Origin of the sequence: Mycobacterium xenopi, assembly GCF_009936235.1 — a bacterium.
GTDB classification, from domain to species: Bacteria; Actinomycetota; Actinomycetes; order Mycobacteriales; family Mycobacteriaceae; genus Mycobacterium; species Mycobacterium xenopi.
Genome location: NZ_AP022314.1, coordinates 1,581,592 through 1,601,827 on the forward strand (window position 1 = coordinate 1,581,592; position 20,236 = coordinate 1,601,827).

General features: G+C 67.1%; 13 protein-coding genes. 5 read left to right on the forward strand and 8 right to left on the reverse strand.

Features of this window, described 5'->3' with window-relative positions; all coding sequences use genetic code 11:
- Positions 1 to 92: 92 nt before the first annotated feature.
- Positions 93 to 3,788, reverse strand: a complete 3,696-nt coding sequence (locus tag MYXE_RS07480) for a multifunctional oxoglutarate decarboxylase/oxoglutarate dehydrogenase thiamine pyrophosphate-binding subunit/dihydrolipoyllysine-residue succinyltransferase subunit (protein WP_085197670.1) — start codon at positions 3,786 to 3,788, stop codon at positions 93 to 95.
- A 184-nt stretch (positions 3,789 to 3,972) separates the two neighbouring features.
- On the reverse strand, positions 3,973 to 4,728 hold the full coding sequence (locus MYXE_RS07485; RefSeq protein ID WP_003922357.1) for a hypothetical protein: 756 nt from the start codon (positions 4,726 to 4,728) through the stop codon (positions 3,973 to 3,975).
- Between the two features lie 221 nt (positions 4,729 to 4,949).
- Between MYXE_RS07485 and MYXE_RS07490 the strand changes: the two genes are divergently transcribed.
- Together MYXE_RS07490 and MYXE_RS07495 are read left to right on the forward strand one after the other, a co-directional pair.
- A complete protein-coding gene (locus MYXE_RS07490; protein ID WP_003922355.1) occupies positions 4,950 to 5,534 on the forward strand; it encodes a PadR family transcriptional regulator in 585 nt (194 codons plus the stop codon).
- Between the two features lie 107 nt (positions 5,535 to 5,641).
- Positions 5,642 to 7,603, forward strand: a complete 1,962-nt coding sequence (locus MYXE_RS07495; RefSeq protein ID WP_232061817.1) for an MFS transporter — start codon at positions 5,642 to 5,644, stop codon at positions 7,601 to 7,603.
- Here the strand turns inward: MYXE_RS07495 and MYXE_RS07500 are convergent.
- Together MYXE_RS07500 and MYXE_RS07505 are read right to left on the reverse strand one after the other, a co-directional pair.
- The gene (locus MYXE_RS07500; protein WP_085197675.1) at positions 7,600 to 11,064 is read right to left on the reverse strand and encodes a TM0106 family RecB-like putative nuclease; all 3,465 of its coding nucleotides are present in this window, start codon (positions 11,062 to 11,064) and stop codon (positions 7,600 to 7,602) included. The two genes, MYXE_RS07495 and MYXE_RS07500, sit on opposite strands and share 4 nt — an antisense overlap.
- 57 nt (positions 11,065 to 11,121) lie before the next feature.
- Positions 11,122 to 11,709 (reverse strand): LppP/LprE family lipoprotein, encoded by a 588-nt coding sequence (locus MYXE_RS07505; RefSeq protein WP_039890995.1) that lies wholly within the window; start codon positions 11,707 to 11,709, stop codon positions 11,122 to 11,124.
- Positions 11,710 to 11,800: 91 nt separating this feature from the next.
- On the opposite strand from MYXE_RS07505, the gene MYXE_RS07510 reads away from it, so the two are divergent.
- The 3 genes from MYXE_RS07510 to MYXE_RS07520 all read left to right on the forward strand — a co-directional run bounded on the left by MYXE_RS07510 (position 11,801) and on the right by MYXE_RS07520 (position 15,434).
- Positions 11,801 to 13,501 (forward strand): DEAD/DEAH box helicase, encoded by a 1,701-nt coding sequence (locus MYXE_RS07510; protein ID WP_085197677.1) that lies wholly within the window; start codon positions 11,801 to 11,803, stop codon positions 13,499 to 13,501.
- Positions 13,498 to 14,637 (forward strand): acyltransferase family protein, encoded by a 1,140-nt coding sequence (locus MYXE_RS07515; RefSeq protein ID WP_085197680.1) that lies wholly within the window; start codon positions 13,498 to 13,500, stop codon positions 14,635 to 14,637. The genes MYXE_RS07510 and MYXE_RS07515 overlap by 4 nt, the downstream gene beginning before the upstream one ends.
- 65 nt (positions 14,638 to 14,702) lie before the next feature.
- Entirely contained in the window at positions 14,703 to 15,434 is a 732-nt protein-coding gene (locus MYXE_RS07520) for a siderophore-interacting protein (RefSeq protein WP_085197682.1), read from the forward strand.
- Here the strand turns inward: MYXE_RS07520 and MYXE_RS07525 are convergent.
- From MYXE_RS07525 to tap, 4 genes are all read right to left on the reverse strand, one after another.
- Positions 15,404 to 16,015: a TetR/AcrR family transcriptional regulator gene (locus tag MYXE_RS07525; protein ID WP_003922344.1), complete on the reverse strand. Its 612-nt coding sequence runs from the start codon at positions 16,013 to 16,015 to the stop codon at positions 15,404 to 15,406. The genes MYXE_RS07520 and MYXE_RS07525 overlap by 31 nt on opposite strands.
- A complete protein-coding gene (locus tag MYXE_RS07530) occupies positions 16,015 to 17,238 on the reverse strand; it encodes a cytochrome P450 (protein ID WP_085197684.1) in 1,224 nt (407 codons plus the stop codon). The genes MYXE_RS07525 and MYXE_RS07530 overlap by 1 nt, the downstream gene beginning before the upstream one ends.
- Before the next feature lie 83 nt (positions 17,239 to 17,321).
- Complete coding sequence (locus MYXE_RS07535; RefSeq protein ID WP_085197686.1) at positions 17,322 to 18,689, reverse strand: FAD-binding oxidoreductase; 1,368 nt, start codon at positions 18,687 to 18,689, stop codon at positions 17,322 to 17,324.
- Positions 18,690 to 18,941: 252 nt separating this feature from the next.
- Positions 18,942 to 20,180, reverse strand: coding sequence for a multidrug efflux MFS transporter Tap (tap, locus tag MYXE_RS07540; RefSeq protein WP_085197688.1), 1,239 nt, complete (start codon positions 20,178 to 20,180; stop codon positions 18,942 to 18,944).
- Positions 20,181 to 20,236 lie beyond the last annotated feature (56 nt).

Consider the following 20,236-nt stretch of genomic DNA (forward strand, 5'->3'; position numbering starts at 1 on the left):
AGCCGGTACCAGAGGTCCGAGGTACCTGGGGTCGGTGAACCAGGCAACGCCGCCACCGCGAGCGGGGCGCAAAATGGGCGGTTGCGACGTGCTCAGCCGAACGCCAGGTCGATGATTTCCTGCTGCTCGACCGCGTGGACCTTCGACGAGCCTGACGACGGCGCGGACATCGCCCGTCGCGAGATGCGCTTGAGCCCGGTTAGCTTGTCGGGCAACAACTCTGGCAGCTCGAGCCCGAAGCGCGGCCATGCGCCCTGATTGGCCGGTTCTTCTTGAACCCAGAAGTACTGGTCCACCGACGGGTAGCGGTCCAGTGTTTCTCGAAGCCGGCGCCGCGGCAGGGGAGCCAGCTGCTCGATCCGCACGATCGCAATGTCGTCGCGGTGGTCCTTGGCCTTGCGGGCCGCCAACTCGTAGTACAGCTTGCCGCTAGTCAACAGGACGCGGCGAACCTTGCTCCGATCGCCAATGCCGTCCTCGTAGGTGGGCTCTTCGAGCACCGAGCGGAACTTGATTTCGGTGAAGTCCTTGATTTCACTCACCGCGGCCTTATGGCGCAACATCGATTTCGGCGTGAACACGATCAGCGGACGCTGAATCCCGTCGAGGGCGTGGCGGCGCAGCAAATGGAAGTAGTTCGACGGCGTCGAGGGCATCGCGATCGTCATCGAACCCTCCGCCCACAGCTGCAGGAAGCGTTCGATGCGACCGGAGGTGTGGTCGGGGCCCTGGCCTTCGTGACCGTGCGGCAGCAGCAGCACCAGGTTGGATAGCTGCCCCCACTTGGCCTCGCCGGAGCTGATGAACTCGTCGATGATCGGCTGAGCGCCGTTGACGAAGTCGCCGAATTGGGCCTCCCACATGACGAATGCGTCCGGGTTGCCGACGGTATAGCCGTATTCGAAACCGACAGCGGCGAATTCGGACAGCGGCGAGTCGTAGACCAAGAACTTGCCGCCGGTCGGGCTGCCGTCGGTGTTGGTGGCCATCAGTTGCAGCGGGGTGAACTCCTCGCCGGTGTTGCGGTCGATGATCACCGCGTGGCGTTGGGAGAAGGTGCCGCGTCGGGTGTCTTGCCCGGACAGTCGCACCAGCTTGCCCTCGGCCACCAGCGATCCGAGCGCCAGCAACTCGGCGAACGCCCAGTCGACCTTGCCCTCGTAGGCCATCTCCCGGCGCTTTTCCAGCACCGGCTTGACCCGCGGGTGCACGGTGAACCCCTCCGGCAGCGCCAGATGCGCGTCGCCGATGCGGGCCATCAGCGCCTTGTCGATCCCGGTGAACAGCCCCCGCGGAACCTGTTGATCGGCCTCCACCGATTCGCTGGGCTGCACCGGGTGTTTTTCCAACTCGCGGACTTCGTTGAACACCCGCTCCAACTGGCCCTGGTAGTCGCGCAGCGCGTCCTCGGCCTCTTTCATCGAGATGTCGCCGCGGCCGATCAGCGCCTCGGTGTAGCTCTTGCGGACCCCGCGCTTGGTCTCGATCGCGTCATACATCGCCGGGTTGGTCATCGACGGGTCGTCGCCCTCGTTGTGGCCGCGACGGCGGTAGCACAGCATGTCGATGACGACGTCTTTTTTGAACTTCTGCCGGAAATCCACCGCCAGCCGCGCCACCCACACACACGCCTCCGGGTCGTCGCCGTTGACGTGAAAGATCGGCGCCCCAACCATTTTCGCGACATCGGTGCAGTACTCGCTGGACTTGGAGTGCTCCGGCGACGTGGTGAAGCCGATCTGGTTGTTGACGATGATGTGGATGGTGCCACCGACACGGTAACCGGGTAGCAGCGCCAGGTTCAGCGTCTCGGCGACCACACCCTGCCCGGCGAAGGCGGCATCACCGTGCAGCATCAACGGCACCACCGAGTAGCCCTCTTCGGTGTCGCCCTTGTCCAGCAGGTCCTGCTTGGCCCGCACCTGGCCCTCCAGCACCGGGTCGACGGCCTCCAGGTGCGACGGGTTCGCGGTCAGCGACACCTGAATGTCGTTGTCGCCGAACATCTGGATGTAGACCCCGGTGGCGCCCAGGTGGTATTTCACGTCGCCGGAGCCATGGGCCTGCGACGGGTTGAGGTTCCCCTCGAATTCGGTGAAAATCTGCCGGTACGGCTTGCCGATGATGTTGGCAAGCACGTTGAGCCGGCCGCGGTGCGGCATCCCGATGACCACTTCGTCGAGCCCGTGCTCGGCGCACTGGTCGATGACGGCGTCCATCATCGGGATCACGCTTTCCGCGCCTTCCAACGAAAATCGTTTTTGCCCAACGTATTTGGTTTGCAGGAATGTCTCGAACGCCTCGGCGGCGTTGAGTTTGGACAGAATGTACTTCTGCTGGGCAACGGTCGGCTTTTCGTGTTTGGTCTCGATGCGCTGCTGCAGCCACTGCTGCTGTTCGGGTTCGAGGATGTGGGTGTACTCCACCCCGACATGGCGACAGTAGGCGTCGCGCAGCACCGAGAGCACGTCGCGCAGCTTCTTATATTCTGCCCCCGCGAAACCGTCGACTTTGAATTCGCGGTCCAGATCCCACAGCGTCAGACCGTGCGTCAACACGTCGAGGTCGGGGTGGCTGCGAAAGCGAGTGTTGTCCAATCGCAGCGGGTCGATGTCGGCCATCAAGTGGCCGCGGTTGCGGTAGGCGGCGATCAGCTCGATGACCCGGGGGTTCTTGTCGACGATCGAGTCGGGGTTGTCGGCCCGCCAGCGCACCGGCTCGTACGGGATGCCCAGCTCGCGGAAGATCTCGTCCCAGAACCCGTCGGAGAGCACCATTTCGTGGATGGTGCGCAAGAAGTCACCGGATTCCGCGCCCTGGATGATGCGGTGGTCGTAGGTCGAGGTGAGCGTGATCAGCTTGCCGATGCCAAGTTCGGCGATCCGCTCGGGGCTCGCACCCTGGAATTCGGCAGGGTATTCCATCGCGCCGACGCCGATGATGGCGCCCTGGCCGGCCATCAGCCGCGGCACCGAATGCACCGTGCCGATGGTGCCCGGGTTGGTTAGCGAAATCGTCACGCCGGCAAAGTCTTCCGCGGTGAGTTTGCCGTCGCGCGCGCGCCGCACGATGTCCTCGTAGGCGGCGACGAACTGCGCGAAGCGCATCGTCTCGCAGCGCTTGATGCCGGCCACTACCAGCGAGCGCTTGCCGTCCTTGGCCTGCAAGTCGATTGCCAGACCCAGGTTGATGTGCGCCGGTGTGACGGCGCTGGGCTTGCCGTCGACCTCGGCGTAGTGCCGATTCATGTTGGGGTACTTCTTGACCGCCTGTACGAGCGCATAGCCCAGCAGGTGGGTGAACGAAATCTTGCCGCCGCGGGTGCGATTGAGCTGGTTGTTGATGACGATGCGGTTGTCGATCAACAGCTTGGCCGGAATGGCGCGCACGCTGGTCGCTGTCGGGACCTCCAGCGACGCGGACATGTTCTTCACCACCGCCGCGGCGGCGCCGCGCAGCACCTGCACCTCGTCGCCTTCGGCCGGTGTGTAGGCGGCGGGCTTAGCCGGCGCCGTCGGCGCACCGGCGCCGTTGCTGTCGGCAGCTTTCGTCGGTGGTGTCGACGGCGTGGCCGCCGGGGCCGGTTGTGGCTCGGGCGGCGCGGCAGGCGCCGGTGCGGCCGGTGCCCCGTCGGTCACGGTCGACGTATCGACGGTCGGTTCCGGGTTGTAGTCGACCAAGAACTCGTGCCAGCTGGGGTCGACCGAGGAGGGATCTTCGCGGAACTTGCGGTACATCTCCTCGACCAACCATTCGTTCTGGCCGAATGGTGAACTCGTACTGCTCACTGCGGCTGCTCGCCTCGCTTCTTCTGCCCGGGCAAGCGCGGCGTGACGCTTGCCCCTCGGTGCGCCCGCGACAGCGGCGCATCTGGACCTGCGACGGTTCGGAGTATTCCCGCCCAATAAAGGCTAACCCTTTGCGGGCGATCCGCCACGCCCGGCAAAAAGCTCGCCGCGTGGTCGCCGTCGGTTAGCCGATGTCGGGCACGCTCGGCAGCAAGTGCAGGGTCACCGGCCAGCGGGCGGGCGGGGGACCAAACGCTTTGCGGGCGTTACGAACGATCTTCTTGCCGGCCATTCGATTGCCGACACCGCCGATCAGCGCGCCGACACCGACCGGCAGCATCTTGCCGAAGACCAGCGCGCTGCGCCGCAGCGTGTAGCGGCGGACCAGGTATTTCAGCAGCCGCGAATTCAGCTGGGACACGGCGGGCAGCGGCAACGAGGCCAAGCCGTCGGAGAGCCAGCCGCCGGTGGCTCGACCCGGGCCGATCAAATCGGCGGCGGCACGCCTGGAGTCGTCGCCGACCAACACGGCGAGCACTAGCGCGCGCCGGCGTTCCCGGTGATCGGCGGGAACGCGATACACCTCGGCGAGCGCCAGCACGAACAGCGCGGTGGCCTCGAGAAACACCACCGTTTCCCCGGCGGCCGCGGAAAGCGCCGTCAGCGTGCCGATCCCGGGAAACAGCGCCGCCGAACCCACCGCCGCGCCGCTGCCGGTGACGGCGGCGAGGTAACGCTTCTCCAGCTTGGCGGCGATCTGGGCGGGCGTGGCATCCGGGTTGGCGCGCCGCAGCCGCGCCACGTACGCCTGGGCTGCCGGACCCTGCAGCCGCGCGCTGCGCTCGATGACCTGCGCTAATGCGCGGGTGGACAGCTTCGGCCGCTCGGCTTTGGTGGCCGATGATGGATCAGGCGTCGGCCCGGTGCCTCGGGCGCTCATGGTGCCTCCGATTCCCAGTGCCCGGCGTCGTCCCGGGCGGCAAATGGCGCTGTTCCAGGCTAGCGCCGGTGCAGGGAGTTGTCGGAAAACCCCAGCACCCGCCGATTTCCCCGACGAGAGTGCTCCGGGGGAGTTGTGCCGGCGAGCGTCAGCCCCGTAGCCTCGCAGCGATTACTCCGCTCGGAATAATCCATGCGGGGCCATGACCGGACGGAGCATGCATGGCCTACAAGTTGACGTCATTGGGTGTCGCCGTGCTGGCGTTGCTGCGGGACCGTCCCATGCACGGCTACGAGATGTTCCAGACGCTTGCCGACCGTCAGGCGGGGCGCATCGTCAAGGTCCGGCCGGGATCGCTGTATCACGTCGTGGACCGGTTGGCGGAGGAGAAACTGATCCGGCGCGCGGCGACCGGCCGCCAGGGAAACCGGCCGGAACGGGCGATCTATGAGATCACCGACGCCGGCGTCGAAGCGCTCATCGATCGGGTACGTGACGTGGTAGCCACCCCGGTCGATGAGTTCCCGCAGTTCGTCACCGCGCTGGCCGAGATCGGCCATCTCGACGTCGACACCGCGGTGGACGCGGTAACCAGCCGGGTGGCGGCGTTGGAGGCTGATGTTGCCGAGATGATGGCGCTGCGCGACGCCAGCGCTGCGGCGGCGGCGAACCGGGTCGCGTTGGAGTACTTGCTAGCAATTACCCAGGCCCAGGTCGCCTGGTTGCGTGGGTTCGCGGAGTCGTTGCGCACCGGGGAGCGACCGTCGCACCCGCCCCGACGCGACACCGGCGAGGTCCCGATATGACCGCGCCAGCCAGGGCGAGCGCTGCCAGGAGCACCCGGCGCGCGACCGCGGCGAGGCCCCGCAACCGCCCGCGGGTGACGAACCCGTGGAACGCGCTGTGGGCGACGATGGTCGGCTTCTTCATGATCCTGGTGGACGCCACCATCGTCGCGGTCGCCAACCCCAGCATCATGGCCAAGCTGGATAGCGGCTACGACACGGTGATCTGGGTAACCAGCGCCTACCTGCTCGCCTACGCGGTGCCGTTGTTGGTGGCCGGTCGCCTTGGTGACCGGTTCGGCCCGAAGAATCTCTATTTGGCCGGTCTGGCGGTGTTCACCGCGGCCTCCCTGTGGTGTGGCCTGGCGGGCAGTATCGGCGTGTTGATCGCCGCCCGGGTGGTTCAAGGCATCGGGGCCGCCGTGCTGACACCGCAAACCCTGTCGATGATCACCCGGATCTTCCCGCCCGAGCGTCGCGGCGCGGCGATGAGCGTATGGGGCGCTACCGCGGGTGTCGCCACCCTGGTGGGGCCGCTGGCCGGTGGTGTGCTCGTCGACGAGTTGGGCTGGGAGTGGATCTTTTTCGTCAACGTGCCGATCGGCATCATCGGCCTGGCGCTGGCGGCCTGGTTGGTTCCAGTGCTGTCGACTCGCGATCACCGGTTTGACCTGGCGGGCGTGGGATTGTCGGGCGCGGGCATGTTTCTCATCGTCTTCGGCCTCCAGCAGGGCCAAGCCGGCGGCTGGGCACCGTGGATCTGGGCGGTGATCGTCGCCGGCGTGGGCTTCCTGGCGATGTTCGTGTACTGGCAGGCGATCAATACTCACGAGCCGCTGATCCCGCTGGAGATTTTCCGGGTCCGCGACTTTGCCGTGGCCAACCTCGGGGTAGCGGTGATCGGGTTCGCGGCAACCGCGATGATCCTGCCGCTGATGTTCTATACGCAGGCAGTGTGTGGGCTGTCGCCGACCCGTTCGGCACTGCTGACCGCGCCGATGGCGCTCGTCAGCGGCCTGCTGGCCCCCGTGGTCGGCAAGATCGTGGACAACTACCATCCGCGCGCCGTGGTCGGGTTCGGTTTCTCGGTGTTGGCGAGCGCGCTGACGTGGCTCTCGATCGAGATGACGCCGTCGGCCCCGATCTGGCGCCTGCTCCTACCGTTGACCGCGATGGGGGTCGGGATGGCCTTTATCTGGTCGCCGCTGGCCGCCACGGCCACCCGAAACCTGCCACCGAGCCTTGCCGGAGCCGGTTCAGGTGTCTACAACGCGACCCGGCAGGTCGGTGCCGTGTTGGGCAGTGCCGGCATGGCGGCCTTCATGACCTCGCGGATCACCGCCGAAATGCCGGCGCTGCCCGACGGCGTGTCTGCGCAGCGGCCCGAAGGCGCGGCGTTGCAACTGCCGGCGTTTCTGCGTGAACCGTTCGCGGCGGCGATGTCGCAGTCGTTGCTGCTGCCGGCGTTCATCTCGCTGTTCGGCGTGGCAGCGGCGCTGTTTATGGTCGGTTTTGCCGCTTCGGGGGCGATCGGCGCACCCGACCGCGCCGGCGAGCGGACCGAAGCCATCGCGGTGACACCGGACGACGACGTGGTCGGCGATGACTACGACGACTACGTCGAGTACACCATCGCCCGCGGACCGGAGCCGTCTGGTGAGCCCTTCACCGCCCGGCCGCACCTCGGCCACGACGACGCAGCTGACACCGAGCCGCTCGACGCGCGGGCCGCGCATCTTCGGGCGGCATCAGCCGAAGCAGGGTACGGCGACCCGGTCGGACGCAAGCAGAAATTGGCGGATGAGCCGATTGGATTCGCCCACAACGGATTTCATGTTGACCACGAGCAACGGTTCCGCCCGCTGGCCGGATTTGTGCCGCCGTCAGCGAATCGCCACGCCGATTCGGGTGCAGGGCACGCGCGAGCGGGTGGCGCTCTTGTTCCCGACGATTCGTGGAACGACATGTGGTATCGCAGGTCCGCGCGCCATCGGCTTCGTGAGGACGAGCAGCCGCGTAATAGACATTATCGCGCCGATTTCGATGACACCCCAACCCACGGGCGGCATTCGTTCCCGCAGCGCGATTAGCCGCGCAACAGCGCACCGTGACGCTCGGCTTGCCCGTCGCCGCACGGCCAGGGTGCCCGCAGGTCATCGGAAGTCAACGCCAGGAAAGCGCCCAGCTCCATCAGCCCGGCGGGCGTGGAGGGCAGGTACTGGGTCAACATGACCGAGCGCACGATCACCGCCGCGTACTGCGCGCGGCTGACTGCCACGTTCAGCCGATTCCTGTTGAGCAGGAACGACATTCCGCGCGGCACCTCTTCAATGGACGAAGCCGTCATCGAGACGAAGACCACCGGGGCTTGGGCGCCCTGGAACTTATCCACCGTGCCGACCCGGACCGCGTCGAGCCCTGCGGCCGCCAACCGCTCGCGTAACAGCACCACCTGCGCGTTGTACGGTGCCAGCACAAGCACATCGGAGGCGTTCAACGGTCGAGTGCCCTGCTCGTCGGTCCACGACGATCCGAGCAGCCGGCGGATCTCGGCGACAATCGCGTCGGCTTCTTCCGGGCTGTCGGTGGAGTTGCCGTCATGCTCGACCCACAGCACGTGCACCCCGGGCGCATACCCGTCGAGGCGACGCGCGGCGGTGCTCTCGGTGTGCGAGCACAGCCGCCCTTCGTAGCACAGCCGCGACACCGGTCCGCACACCGCCGGATGCATGCGGTACGAGCGGTCCAAAAAGTAGCCTCGCTCGGGCGGTAAGGTGCGCTGCCCGTCGGCCAGCCAGCCCAGGGCGGACGTGTCGACCGGTTCGGGATGGGTACCCTGACTGACCTGCGGGAGCTGTTGGGGATCTCCGAGCAACAGCAGGTTTGCGGCGGCCGGTGCTACGGCAATAGTGTTCGCCAAACAGAACTGGCCGGCCTCGTCGATCACCAAGAGGTCGAGGCTGCCCGGCGGAACGCGGGCCCGGTTGGCGAAATCCCATGCGGTGCCGCCGATCACGCATCCTGCGGACCCGGAAATGAACGCCGCGTAGTCGCTTTCGTCTATGTGTCGCCAGCGCGGATTGGTGCGCTCGTGCGGTTTCTTGCCGACCCGCATGGGATCCATGCCAACCGTGATCGCGCAGTCGAACAAGTGCTCCACCACGGCATGCGATTGCGCGACGACGCCGATGCGCCAGCCGTGTTCGTTGACCAGGCGGGTAATCACCTTCGCGGCCGTGTAGGTCTTGCCGGTCCCCGGTGGTCCGTGCACGGCGACATATGACGAGTCGAGGTCGAGCAGTGCGGCGGCGATGTCGGTCGCGGTATCGCCGCTGTGTGGCAGTGGAGCGCCGCGGCGGGTTCGTGGTGGGCGGCGCAGCAGGATGTCGAAGAGCGCGGTGTTGGGCAGTTGCGGTAGCCCGCCAGCCACCTCGGTGGCCGTAGCCTCGATCGACTCACGAAGCCTCGCCGTCGGCGGCGGCGGTCCCGGGGTGAGCGCGAACGGCACTTGGTGAAATGCTTTGCCGTCGCTGGCTCGTTCCAGGACCACCAGCTCGGTGGGCACCGTCGGATCGTCGAACTCGACGACTTGGGCGCGGCCCGCTGCACGACGGTCGGGGTCGTCGGTGAGGGTTGGCGGGCCGGGTGGCTCGTAGAGCGCAAACACGTCAACCTTGAGCTCGCCGCGTGCCAGTTCGCCGGTCAATCGCACGCGCCGCCGCAGTTTGCGCGCTCGGGGAGGCTGGTGCCAATCCGACAGCACGGAGGCCCGGTCGACGATGAACACGTCGGTGTCGTCGGCCCACTCGTCGACGGGGTAGTTCAGCCGATCGAAATGCGCCCACCAGAACGGTTTGTCCTCGCGCCGGTGATAGCCGCGGGCAGCGGCGAGCAAGGCCACAGCGGTCTGTTCGGGGGTGCGATCGCCGCTGGCGGCGTCGCCGACGAAGTCCGCGAAGGTGGTTGCCAGTTGATCATGCTGGTCGACGCCGTCGCCGTCGGAAACAGGCTGGGCGCCACGGGGTGTGACACCACATTCGAAGGCACGGATGAGCAACCAGTCACGCAGCGCGCGAGTCGAGCGGCAGTCATAGTGGTTGTAGTCCTCGATTTCCTTGAGCATCGCCGCGGCCTCGTCCGCGCAGCCGCTGTCGCGCAACTCGCAGAATCGGGCGTACTGGGCGATCGAATCCGTGGCGGTGGTGACGTCGCCGCGGCGCTGCCCCGCGCCCATGTAGAGCGGTTCCAAGGCCTTGAGGCCAAACGACTCGGCGCCCACACGAATGCTCTTGCGCACCAAAGGGTATAAGTCGACCAGCACCCCGTTGCGCAGTAGGTCGTCGATTTCGTCCTCCCCGACGCCGTGGCGTCCGGCCAGCCGTAGCAGCGCGGTCTTCTCGTAAGGGGCGTAATGATAGATGTGCATGTTCGGGTAGCGCTTGCGGCGCTTGGCCACCATTGCCAGAAAGCTCGACAGCGCCTTGCGCTCCTCGGCCCGGCTATGAGCCCACAGCGGTCGGAAGCCGCCCTGGGCGTCCAGGACGCCGAACAGGTACTCCAGGCCCCAGTCGCGGCCGTCGGCGCTCCAGAGCGGATCGCCCTCGAAGTCGAAGAACAGATCGCCATCGTCGGGGTCTGGCAGCACGGCCAGTGGCTGGGGATCGGAGATCTCGAATTGTGGTGTGCCGCTCTGACGTTCGGCGACCTGCAGCCTGGCCTGCGCCGTGAGATCGTGCAGCGTGCGGGCCGCTAGGTGGGGGACCGGGCCAACGTGGCGGGCCAGCTGCGCGACTGTGGTGATGCCGGCATCGATCAGCTTGGCCCGCTGGCTGACCCGCATGCCGGCCACCAACAGCAGGTCGTCGGACGCACGCAGTTGCGCTTGGCACTCTGGGCAGCCGAAACACGCCCTGACATCCTCGTCGTCCCAGCGCACCGGGACGCCCGCGGCGTAATGGTCGTCGAGCAGCCGCTGTAACGCGGCGCGCTGAGCCAGGTAGACCGGGATCAGCTCGTCGACGCGGTAACGCGCGACAGCGCCGTCGCCGAGTATCAGTTCGGCCTCCGGCGCCACCGCCACACCCGAGGACGCCAGGCCGTGGGCGTAGGCCGCCAGCTGGAGCAAGGCCTTGACTTGGGCCGAGCGGGCGAGCTTGGTGTCGGTGACCCGGTAGCGGTCACCGTCGCGGATGAGGAAGTCGACGAACCCGGCGAAGCGCCCGTCGAAGACTGTCGCCTGATACACCACCGGCGCGCCGTCGGCGATGGCGCGCCGCGTCGCCTCGGCCGCCGCGGTCAGCCCTGCGACCGTGTATGGCGGGCGGCCGATGACCACCACGGTCCCAAATTGCTCGCGGAATTGATCGAGCCGCCGCCGCTCGTGCTCGTCACCAAGAGCAGCGGCGCGCGCCAACAGGTCGTCGTCTTCGACGGCGACGGCCGGACCGCGACCCAGGTTTGCGTCGAAAACCCGCAACAGCGCGTATTCGCATCGGCAGGCTGCGACCAAATCCGATGCGCTGTAGATGACGGTGTCGTCGTCGACGAACACACCAGCAACTGTAGGTCGGCGTACCGACGCGCCCGCTGGCGCACTTTGGCGACTCGCTCAGCCGCGGGTGTTGCCGATGAGTTCTACCCCGTTGCCGTTCCAGCGGAATTTCACCACGCTGACCAAGCCCGGCAGCCCGCTGGAATACGTCAGCGCCACGGTGTCACCGGTGCACTGCGAGGTGTCGATCCCGTTGAAGCCGTAGGTGTCCGGTAGTCCCTGCGGAATGTACTTGCCGAGGTGAAACATCACTGCGCGGGTGTTGGGGTTGGCCGCATTCGTGTTCGCCTTGACGATCACCGCCGACAGCTGCGCGCACTCGTTGTAGTTGCCCGCCAGCGGTTCGGGGTTCCAGGGTTGCCGGCTGCGCGGATCACGGGGCAGCTCGGAGACCGCCCGGGCGATCGCCGGCGCTGCGAGATTGACCGCGCACGGGTCGACCGGGGGCGGGCTGGCGATCGGGGCGGGGGATGCAGCCGGCGGCGGTTTGGACGTCACAACGGGCCGGGTAGTCGACGGCTGCGGTGTCTTGGCGACTGTGGAGTCACCCGACCCGCAGCCGGCCAGCGCCCCGGCCGCCAATGCGCCGGCGGCCAGGCCCGCCAGCGTCCGGACTCGGCAGGGTAGCCACCACACACCGCGCACCGTACCGTCATCGGCTGCACGGATCTGGCAGGCGCGGCGGTGTGGCCGGGCAACCGTCGTGTTGTCCGGTCGCCACTAGACTCAATCCGCAATGACCTCCTCCGACATCGCGGCTGAGCGGTTGCCCGCCGCCTTCGACGACCTGCAGATCCACCCATCGGTTCTGCGGGCGATAGCCGAGGTCGGCTACGAATCACCGTCGGCCATTCAGGCGGCGACAATTCCGGCGCTGATGGCCGGGTCCGACGTGGTGGGGCTAGCCCAGACGGGCACGGGTAAGACCGCGGCCTTCGCGATCCCGATCCTGTCCAGGATCGACACCACCAGCAACGCCACCCAAGCGCTGGTGCTGGCGCCGACCCGCGAACTGGCGCTGCAGGTGTCGGAGGCGTTTAGCCGCTACGGCGCCCACTTGCCGCGGCTGACGGCGCTGCCGATCTACGGCGGCGCGTCCTACAGTGTGCAGCTGGCCGGGCTCAGGCGCGGCGCCCAGGTGGTCGTCGGAACTCCCGGCCGGGTCATCGATCACCTGGAACGCGGGACACTCGACCTGTCCCGGGTGGACTATCTGGTGCTCGACGAAGCCGACGAGATGCTCGCAATGGGTTTCGCCGAGGACGTCGAACGCATTCTGTCCGACACCCCGGAGTACAAGCAGGTGGCCCTGTTTTCGGCGACGATGCCGCCGGCTATCCGCGCCATTACCGCCAAATATCTGCATGAGCCGCTCGAAATCACTGTCGAAGCCAAAACCACGACAGCGGAGAATATTTCGCAGCGTTACATCCAAGTGGCCGGTCCCCGCAAAATGGACGCGCTGACCAGGGTGCTCGAAGTCGAGCCCTTCGAGGCGATGATCGTCTTCGTCCGCACCAAGCAGGCCACCGAAGAAGTCGCCGAAAAGCTGCGTGCCCGAGGGTTTTCCGCGGCCGCGATCAACGGCGACATTCCGCAGACACAGCGCGAGCGCACAATCACGGCGCTCAAAGACGGCGGTCTCGACATTCTGGTCGCCACCGACGTGGCGGCCCGCGGACTGGACGTAGACCGGGTGTCGCATGTGCTCAACTACGACATCCCGCATGACACCGAGTCTTACGTGCACCGGATCGGCCGCACCGGCAGGGCGGGACGTTCGGGAACCGCGCTGCTGTTCGTCTCACCGCGAGAGCGCCACCTGCTCAAGGCGATCGAAAAGGCAACGCGCCAAAGGCTTATCGAAGCCGAATTGCCCACCGTCGACGACGTCAACGCCCAGCGGGTGGCCAAATTCGCCGATTCCATCACCGACGCGCTGGGCTCGCCGGGCATGGAGCTGTTCCGCAGCCTGGTCGAAGACTACGAACGCGAACACGACGTTCCGATGGTCGACATCGCGGCGGCGCTGGCGCTGCAGTCGCGTGACGGCGAAGAGTTCCTCATGGCGCCGGAGCCCCCGGAGCCGCCGCGATCGCGTCGCACCGAGCGCCGCCCCGCCAAGCCGGTGCGCACGGCGGGAACCGGAATGGCGACCTATCGCATCGCCGTCGGCAAACGACACCGAGTCGGTCCGGGCGCGATCGTCGGTGCTATCGCCAACGAAGGAGGTTTGCACCGCAGCGATTTCGGCCACATCACGATCGAGCGCGACTTCTCCCTGGTCGAATTGCCCGCCCGGCTGCCACGCGCGACGCTGAAGGCGCTCGAACACACCCGCATCTCCGGCGTACTGATCAACCTGCGGCCCGACCGGGCAACCCGCAACGGCCGCCGCCGCGACGGCGCTAAACCACGCCGAAAACCAGCCGGATGACCCTGCCGAAGATCAGCACCGCCCAAGGCGGACTCGAGCAAGTCTCCGGGCCCGACCGCATCGCGTCGCTGACCGGAATCCGCGCCGTCGCCGCACTGCTCGTCGTGGGAACGCATTCGGCCTACACCACCGGGAAATACACCCACGGCTACTACGGGCTGATCTGCTCGCGGATGGAGATGGGTGTGCCGATCTTTTTCGTGCTGTCCGGATTCCTGCTGTTCGGCCCCTGGGTGAAGGCACTCGCCACCGACGGTCCGCCGCCGTCGGTCGGCCGCTACGCGTGGCACCGGGTGCGGCGCATCATGCCCGCCTACACCGTCACAGTGCTAGTGACCTATCTCATCTATCAGTTCCGCACCGCGGGCCCGAACCCCGGTCACACCTGGATGGGGCTCTTCCGAAACCTCACCTTGACGCAGACCTACACCGACAACTACCTGGGGTCCTATCTGCACCAGGGACTCACCCAGATGTGGAGCCTGGCCGTGGAGGTCGGCTTCTACCTGGTGCTGCCGCTGCTGGCCTATTTGCTGTTGACGCTGCTGTGTAAGCGACGCTGGCGGCCGGTGCTGCTGCTGGTCGCCTTGGGGGCGCTGGCGCTGATCACCCCGGCCTGGCTGGTGCTGGTGCACACCACTCACTGGTTACCGGACGGCGCGCGGCTGTGGCTGCCGACGTACCTGGCCTGGTTCATCGCCGGCATGGCGCTGGCCGTGCTGCAGGCAATGGGTGTGCGCTGCTACGCGTTTGCCGCCATACCGCTGGCGACGGTGTGCTACTTCATCGCCTCGACGCCGATCGCCGGTGCCCCGACGACGACGCCCAGCGGGTTGTCGGAGGCGCTGTTCAAGGCCGTGTTTTATGCGGTGATCGCCGCGCTGACGGTGGCGCCCCTGGCACTGGGCAACCAGGGCTGGTACGCCCGGATGTTGGCCTCGCGGCCGATGGTCTGGCTGGGCGAGATCTCCTACGAGATCTTTTTGATCCACCTGGTGACGATGGAGATCGCGATGGTCGAGATCGTCCGGTACCCGGTCTACACCGGGTCGATGCTCAACCTTTTCGTTGCGACGCTGGCGCTCACCATCCCGCTGGCCTGGCTGCTGCACCGCTTCACCCGGGTGCAGGGCTGAACCGGACCCGCAAGATAGGTTACCCTGCCCTAAGTTGATTGGCGACACGGAAGGGTTAGCAGGACGTGGTCGAACAGAGGCCCTCGCGCGGCTGGCAGGGCGCGGTACTGAAGTTGTGGCGGCCCGGCGAATACCGGCTCACCGTGACCGGCCGCCGTGACATCAGCCCGCACTACATCCGGCTGAGCTTCGCCGCCGGCGGGCTGCTGGCCGATAACTCGCTGCACCCGACGATGTGGGTGCGGCTGTGGTTTCCCGGCGGGAACAAGCTGCATCAACGCGGCTACACGCTGGTCAACCCCGACCCGGTCGCCGACACCGTCGACATCGAGTTCGCGCTGCACGAGGGCATCGCGTCGCAGTGGGCCAGAACGGCGCAGCCCGGCGACACCATCGAGGCGACGGTGCTGGGCAGTAAGTTCGCGCTGCCAGAGCCGCGCCCGGCGGGATACGTCATCGTCGGCGACACCGCGTCACTGCCGGCGGTCAACTCGCTGCTCGACGCCATCGGGGACGCTCCCGCGCGGGTGTTCCTGGAGGCCGGTTACGACGACGACAAAGAGCTGCCGGTAGCGCGCAACAACGGTGTCACCTGGGTGGACCGCGAGGACGACGGTAAAGCATTGGTGCAGAAGGTCAAATCTGCGGCGTTCGACGCAAGCGACCACTTCGGTTGGGTGGCTTGCGACAACCACACCACTCGGTCGGTGACCAGGGTGCTGTCTCAGGACTACCGCATCCCACGGAAATCCATTGCAGCGCGCGCTTATTGGATGGTTGGGCGACCTTCGGCCTGACTGGATGCCTGCTCGGCGGGCACCACGATCGGGACGACGAACTCTGCGACCATCGCGCGTTCGTCGGTTTCGTCTTGGCCGGGAAACAGGAGCAGCGACGTGATCACACGTACCAGCCAGCGGGCTCGGCGTTCGACAGCGGCCGGATCGCCGGGCCCCAGCGAGTTGAGGAAGGCGGCGGCTAACGCCTTGATCACCTCGGAATGCTCGGCCACCTCGACGCCGATCGGTGGTTGCGTGGTCGCGAACCACGATGCCAGCGCGGGGTTTTCGCGAACCAAGCGCAACGTGGTCATGACACCGGCGATCAGCCTTTCGCGCGGGTCGGCGATCCCGCTGATCTGTGTGTTGATCGCGCCGGCGAGCCGGTGAGTCTCGCGGTGTACGTATGCGGCGCGCAATGCTTCCCTGCTCTCGAAGTAGCGGTACAGCGTCGCACGGGAACATCCTGCGGCAGCAGCAATCTCGTTCATGCCTACCGCACCCGGGTCGCGCTCGGTGAAGAGCCGTTCGGCGGCGTCGAGAATCCGGTCGGCGGCGATCTCGGTGCGCCGCGGCGCCAGCCAGTCGTTACCCGCCATCAGCGCTTCACGGTGAACGGCACAGACAGGGGACGTCGTACATAGCTGCCGCCGGCCCATATGATCGCCGACTCGTCGACCTCGAAATCCGGGCAACGGGCCAGCAGTTCGGTCAACGCCACCCGCGACTGCATCCGGGCCGCCGCTGCCCCCAGACAATGATGGGCACCGTGGCTGAAGGTCAGGATGTTGCGCGGACGCCGGGTGACGTCGAGCTCGCCGGCATCGGGGCCGTATTGGCGTTCGTCGCGGTTGGCGGAGCCGTACAGCAGCAGGACTTTGCGCCCGGCCGGCACGGTGGTGTCGCCGATCGTGACGTCGCGGGTGGTGGTGCGCGCCAGTCCCTGCACCGGCGAGGTCAGCCGCAGCAGCTCCTCGACGGCGTCGGGGATCAAGCCCGGATTGTCGACCAGCAGCTGGCGCTGGTCTGGGCGCTGGTGCAGTAAAGGCATTGAGCCACCGAGCATTCCCGTCGTGGTGTCGTTGCCGCCGGTGACCATCGTGAAGGTAAACGCCAGCACCGAGAGCGTGCCGGCGATGTCGCCGTCGGCGCCGACACCGGCTGCCACCAGATGGGAGATGGTGTCGTCTTGCGGCTCGGTGCGACGCCGCTCGATCAGTTCGGTGAAGTAGGCCATCATCGAGGCGACGGCGTCGCCGGCGGTGGCGATGCCGCCTTCGGCGGTGTTGGCGGCCACGATGGCCTGCGTCCAGCCGTCGAACTGCGCGCGGTCTTCTTCCGGGACGCCCAGGTAGTGCGCGACGACCATCGAGGGAAGCGGCTTGAACAGCTCGGCGACGATGTCACCGCCACCGCGGGCGCGCAACCGTTCGATGCGCTCGACGACGAACTCGCGCACCTTGGGCTCGACGGCTTCGACCTGGCGCGGCGTAAATCCACGCGACACCAGCTTGCGGAACTCGGTGTGCACCGGCGGGTCCTGCATGACCATTGGCGGGTTATCTTGCAGCCCAATAAGTTCCAGCTCGCCGTAGTTGACGGTCAAACCGTGTGCCGAGGAGAACGTCTCGTGGTCTCGAGCGGCCGCCCAGACGTCGGCGTGGCGGGAGAGCACGTAGTAGTCGCTCGCGGGCCGGCCCTGCGGAACGACGTGATGCACTGGGTCGTGATCGCGCAGGGCTTTGTACATCGGCCACGGGTTGGCCCAGGTGTCGGCCGTCGCCAGCTGAAACCGAGCCTCGTGAGACAAGCTAGCTGTCATGTCTTATTCGTATGACAACCACCTGGATATGTCAACCCAGCCCGGGCCCCAAACTCGCCACGGCGTCCCGGTCGGCGATGCAGTCAGATGGCCACGCCGGGGTTCAGGATGCCCAGCGGGTCCAGCGCGTCTTTGATCCGGCGGTTCAACGCCATCGCGTCCGGTCCGAGCTGGTCGGCAAGCCACGGCCGCTTCAACCGCCCGACGCCGTGTTCGCCGGTGATCGTGCCGCCGAGGCGCAAGGCCAGGTCCATGATCTCCCCGTATGCCGCCTCGGCTCGCTCGGCCACCGCCGCATCGGTGGGGTCGTAGACGATCAGCGGATGGGTGTTGCCGTCGCCGGCGTGCGCGATCACCGAGATCATCAGCTGACGTTCGGCAGCGATGCGTGCGATGCCGCTGACGAGGTCGGCGAGCGCGGGCAGCGGCACACCGACGTCTTCGAGCAGCAGCGGCCCCTTGGCCTCCACCGCGGGGATCGCGAAACGGCGCGCGGCGACGAACGCCTCGCCTTCCTCCGGGTCCTCGGTCGAAAACACTTCGGTCGCACCGTATTCGCTGAACACACCCGCCATGAACTCGGCGTCCTCGCTGCCGGCGCGGCCCCGTTCGTCGGAGCAGGCCAGCAGCATCGCAGCGGCGCCGCGGTCCAGGCCCATCCGCAGCTTGTCCTCCACCGCGTTGATCGCGACCGAGTCCATGAACTCCAGCATTGCGGGGCGGATTCGCGCGCTCACCGCGAGCACCGCCTCGGCGGCGGCTTGCACCGACGAGAAGTTGGCGACCACCGTGCACGACGGCCGCTGTGGCGGCACCAGCCGCAGCGTCACCTCGGTGATGATGCCGAGCGTGCCTTCGCTGCCGACGAACAGCTTGGTCAGCGACAGCCCGGCCACGTCCTTGAGCCGGGGACCGCCGAGCCGGACCGCGGTGCCGTCGGCCAACACGACCTGCACCCCGAGCACATAGTCGGTGGTGACGCCGTACTTGACGCAGCACAGTCCGCCGGCGTTGGTGGCGATATTGCCGCCGATGCTGCAGATCTCGTACGACGACGGGTCCGGCGGATACCACAGCCCGTGTTCGGCGACGGCCTTTTTCACCTCGGCGTTGAGCAGGCCGGGCTGGCACACCGCGGTGCGGGTGACCGGGTCGACGGTGATGTCGCGCATCTTCTCGGTCGACAGCACGATCCCGTCGTCGACCGCGGTGGCCCCACCCGACAGGCCGGTGCCCGCGCCGCGCGGCACCACCGGCACCCGGTGGCTGCTGGCCCAGCGCATGATGGTCTGCACCTCTTCGGTGCGGCGCGGTCGCACCACCGCCATCGGCTTTCCTGCCGAAGGGTCGAACGCGCGGTCCTGGCGGTAGCCTTCGGTGATCGCCGGGTCGGTGACCACCATGCCGTCCGGCAGCTCGGCGATCAGGCTCGCCAACACGTCCGCGCCCACATAGCGATCCTAGGAGGTGTCGGCCAGGCCCATCGCGTACATAGCTCCACGCCTGGATAAATCTGGATAATTGCAGTGCGGCTGACCTCGAGGCATATCAGCGCCTTCGTGCGCCGCGGCGCTCGCCGAACGAATCGTTCTGCACAAGGCTGCGGCTCGGCATCCCCATCGTCACCGCCAACGTTGCCGACTTCGGGCGTATCGACGGGCTGGGAATAGCGCAGTACCGTTGAGTTCCGTTGGCGGGCAATGTTATTCGACGGTAGTCGCGGGCATGCGATCCAAGTCGTGCAGCGACCTCAGCCGCACTGACATCACCGCGATCACGATCATCGGGATAGCCAGCACCATAAACGTCGTTCGCAGACCGGCAGCGTCGGTCAGCGGGCCCGCCAGCATGAAGCCCAGCGGCCCGGCCGCGTACGCCACCGACGTCATGACAGCGACGACCCTGCCCCGCAGCGGCGGCGGCGACCTGGTCTGCATCGCGTGGTTGTAGATCGGCGCGATCGGCCCATAGACCAGTCCGATCAGTCCGCACAGCACCAAGATCACCGGCAGCGCAGGCAACAACGAGATCAATGCGGTGCTCACGCCCAGCGTCACGGTGGCGGCCAGCAGCGCGGTGCGCCGGTTTATCCGTCGGACCACGACCGGATAGGCCAAGGCGCCCGCGAACCCACCCGCACCAAGTGCCATCAGCACCCAGCCCAGGTGCGCGGGCTCGTTGCGTTCGGTGAAGTACTTCGGAAACAGCACGCTTTCCATCGGCAAGTACAGCCCGGTCATCGCCAAATCGATCAGCGCCAACGTGCGCAGCACCTTGACGTCCCACACCAACCGCAGCCCGTCGACCATCCCCGACCACGGACGCCGCGGCAGTTCACCGGCCGGTGGCGGCCCGGTGCCGGAGAGCCGCAGCACGGCGATCGCCGCGATGGATACGCCGAACGCCCCGGCGGTGACCCACATCGTGTTGACACCTCCGAGGGTCGCGATCAGCGCGCCACCGAGGCCCGGGCCGACGATGTAGGCGACGTTGAAAATCGCTTCGTAGAGGCCGTTGGTGCGGTCCAATGTCCACCCGGCGTGCGCAGCGGCTTCGGGCAGCATCGATTCGCGCGCGGTGATGCCTGCCGGGTCGAACACCGCACCCAGCGCGGCCAGTGCGGCGAGGACTCCGACGGTGATGCTCTGCCGGCCGCAGCTCGTCGCCAGCACCGGCACCGCGGCCACCGTGGCGCCCGACAGTGCGTCGGAGACGATCGAAACGCGCTTTCGCCCAAGGTAGTCCACTGCGGTGCCGGCGATAAGTGTGGACAACAGCAGCGGCAACGACGCGGCACCGGCCACAATCGAGGCGTCCGACGCGCTGCCATTGCGCTGCAACACCAGCCAGGGGAACGCGACCAGCGAGATGCCGTTGGCCGCCGCGGCGACCAGGGCCGCGGACAAGATCAGGTAAACCGGTCGGCGCGACGGGGTGGGCATGGGACTCGCGAAATCTAGCAGCGGCCCCGACCTGTCGGCGAGCGATTTTCCCCGCA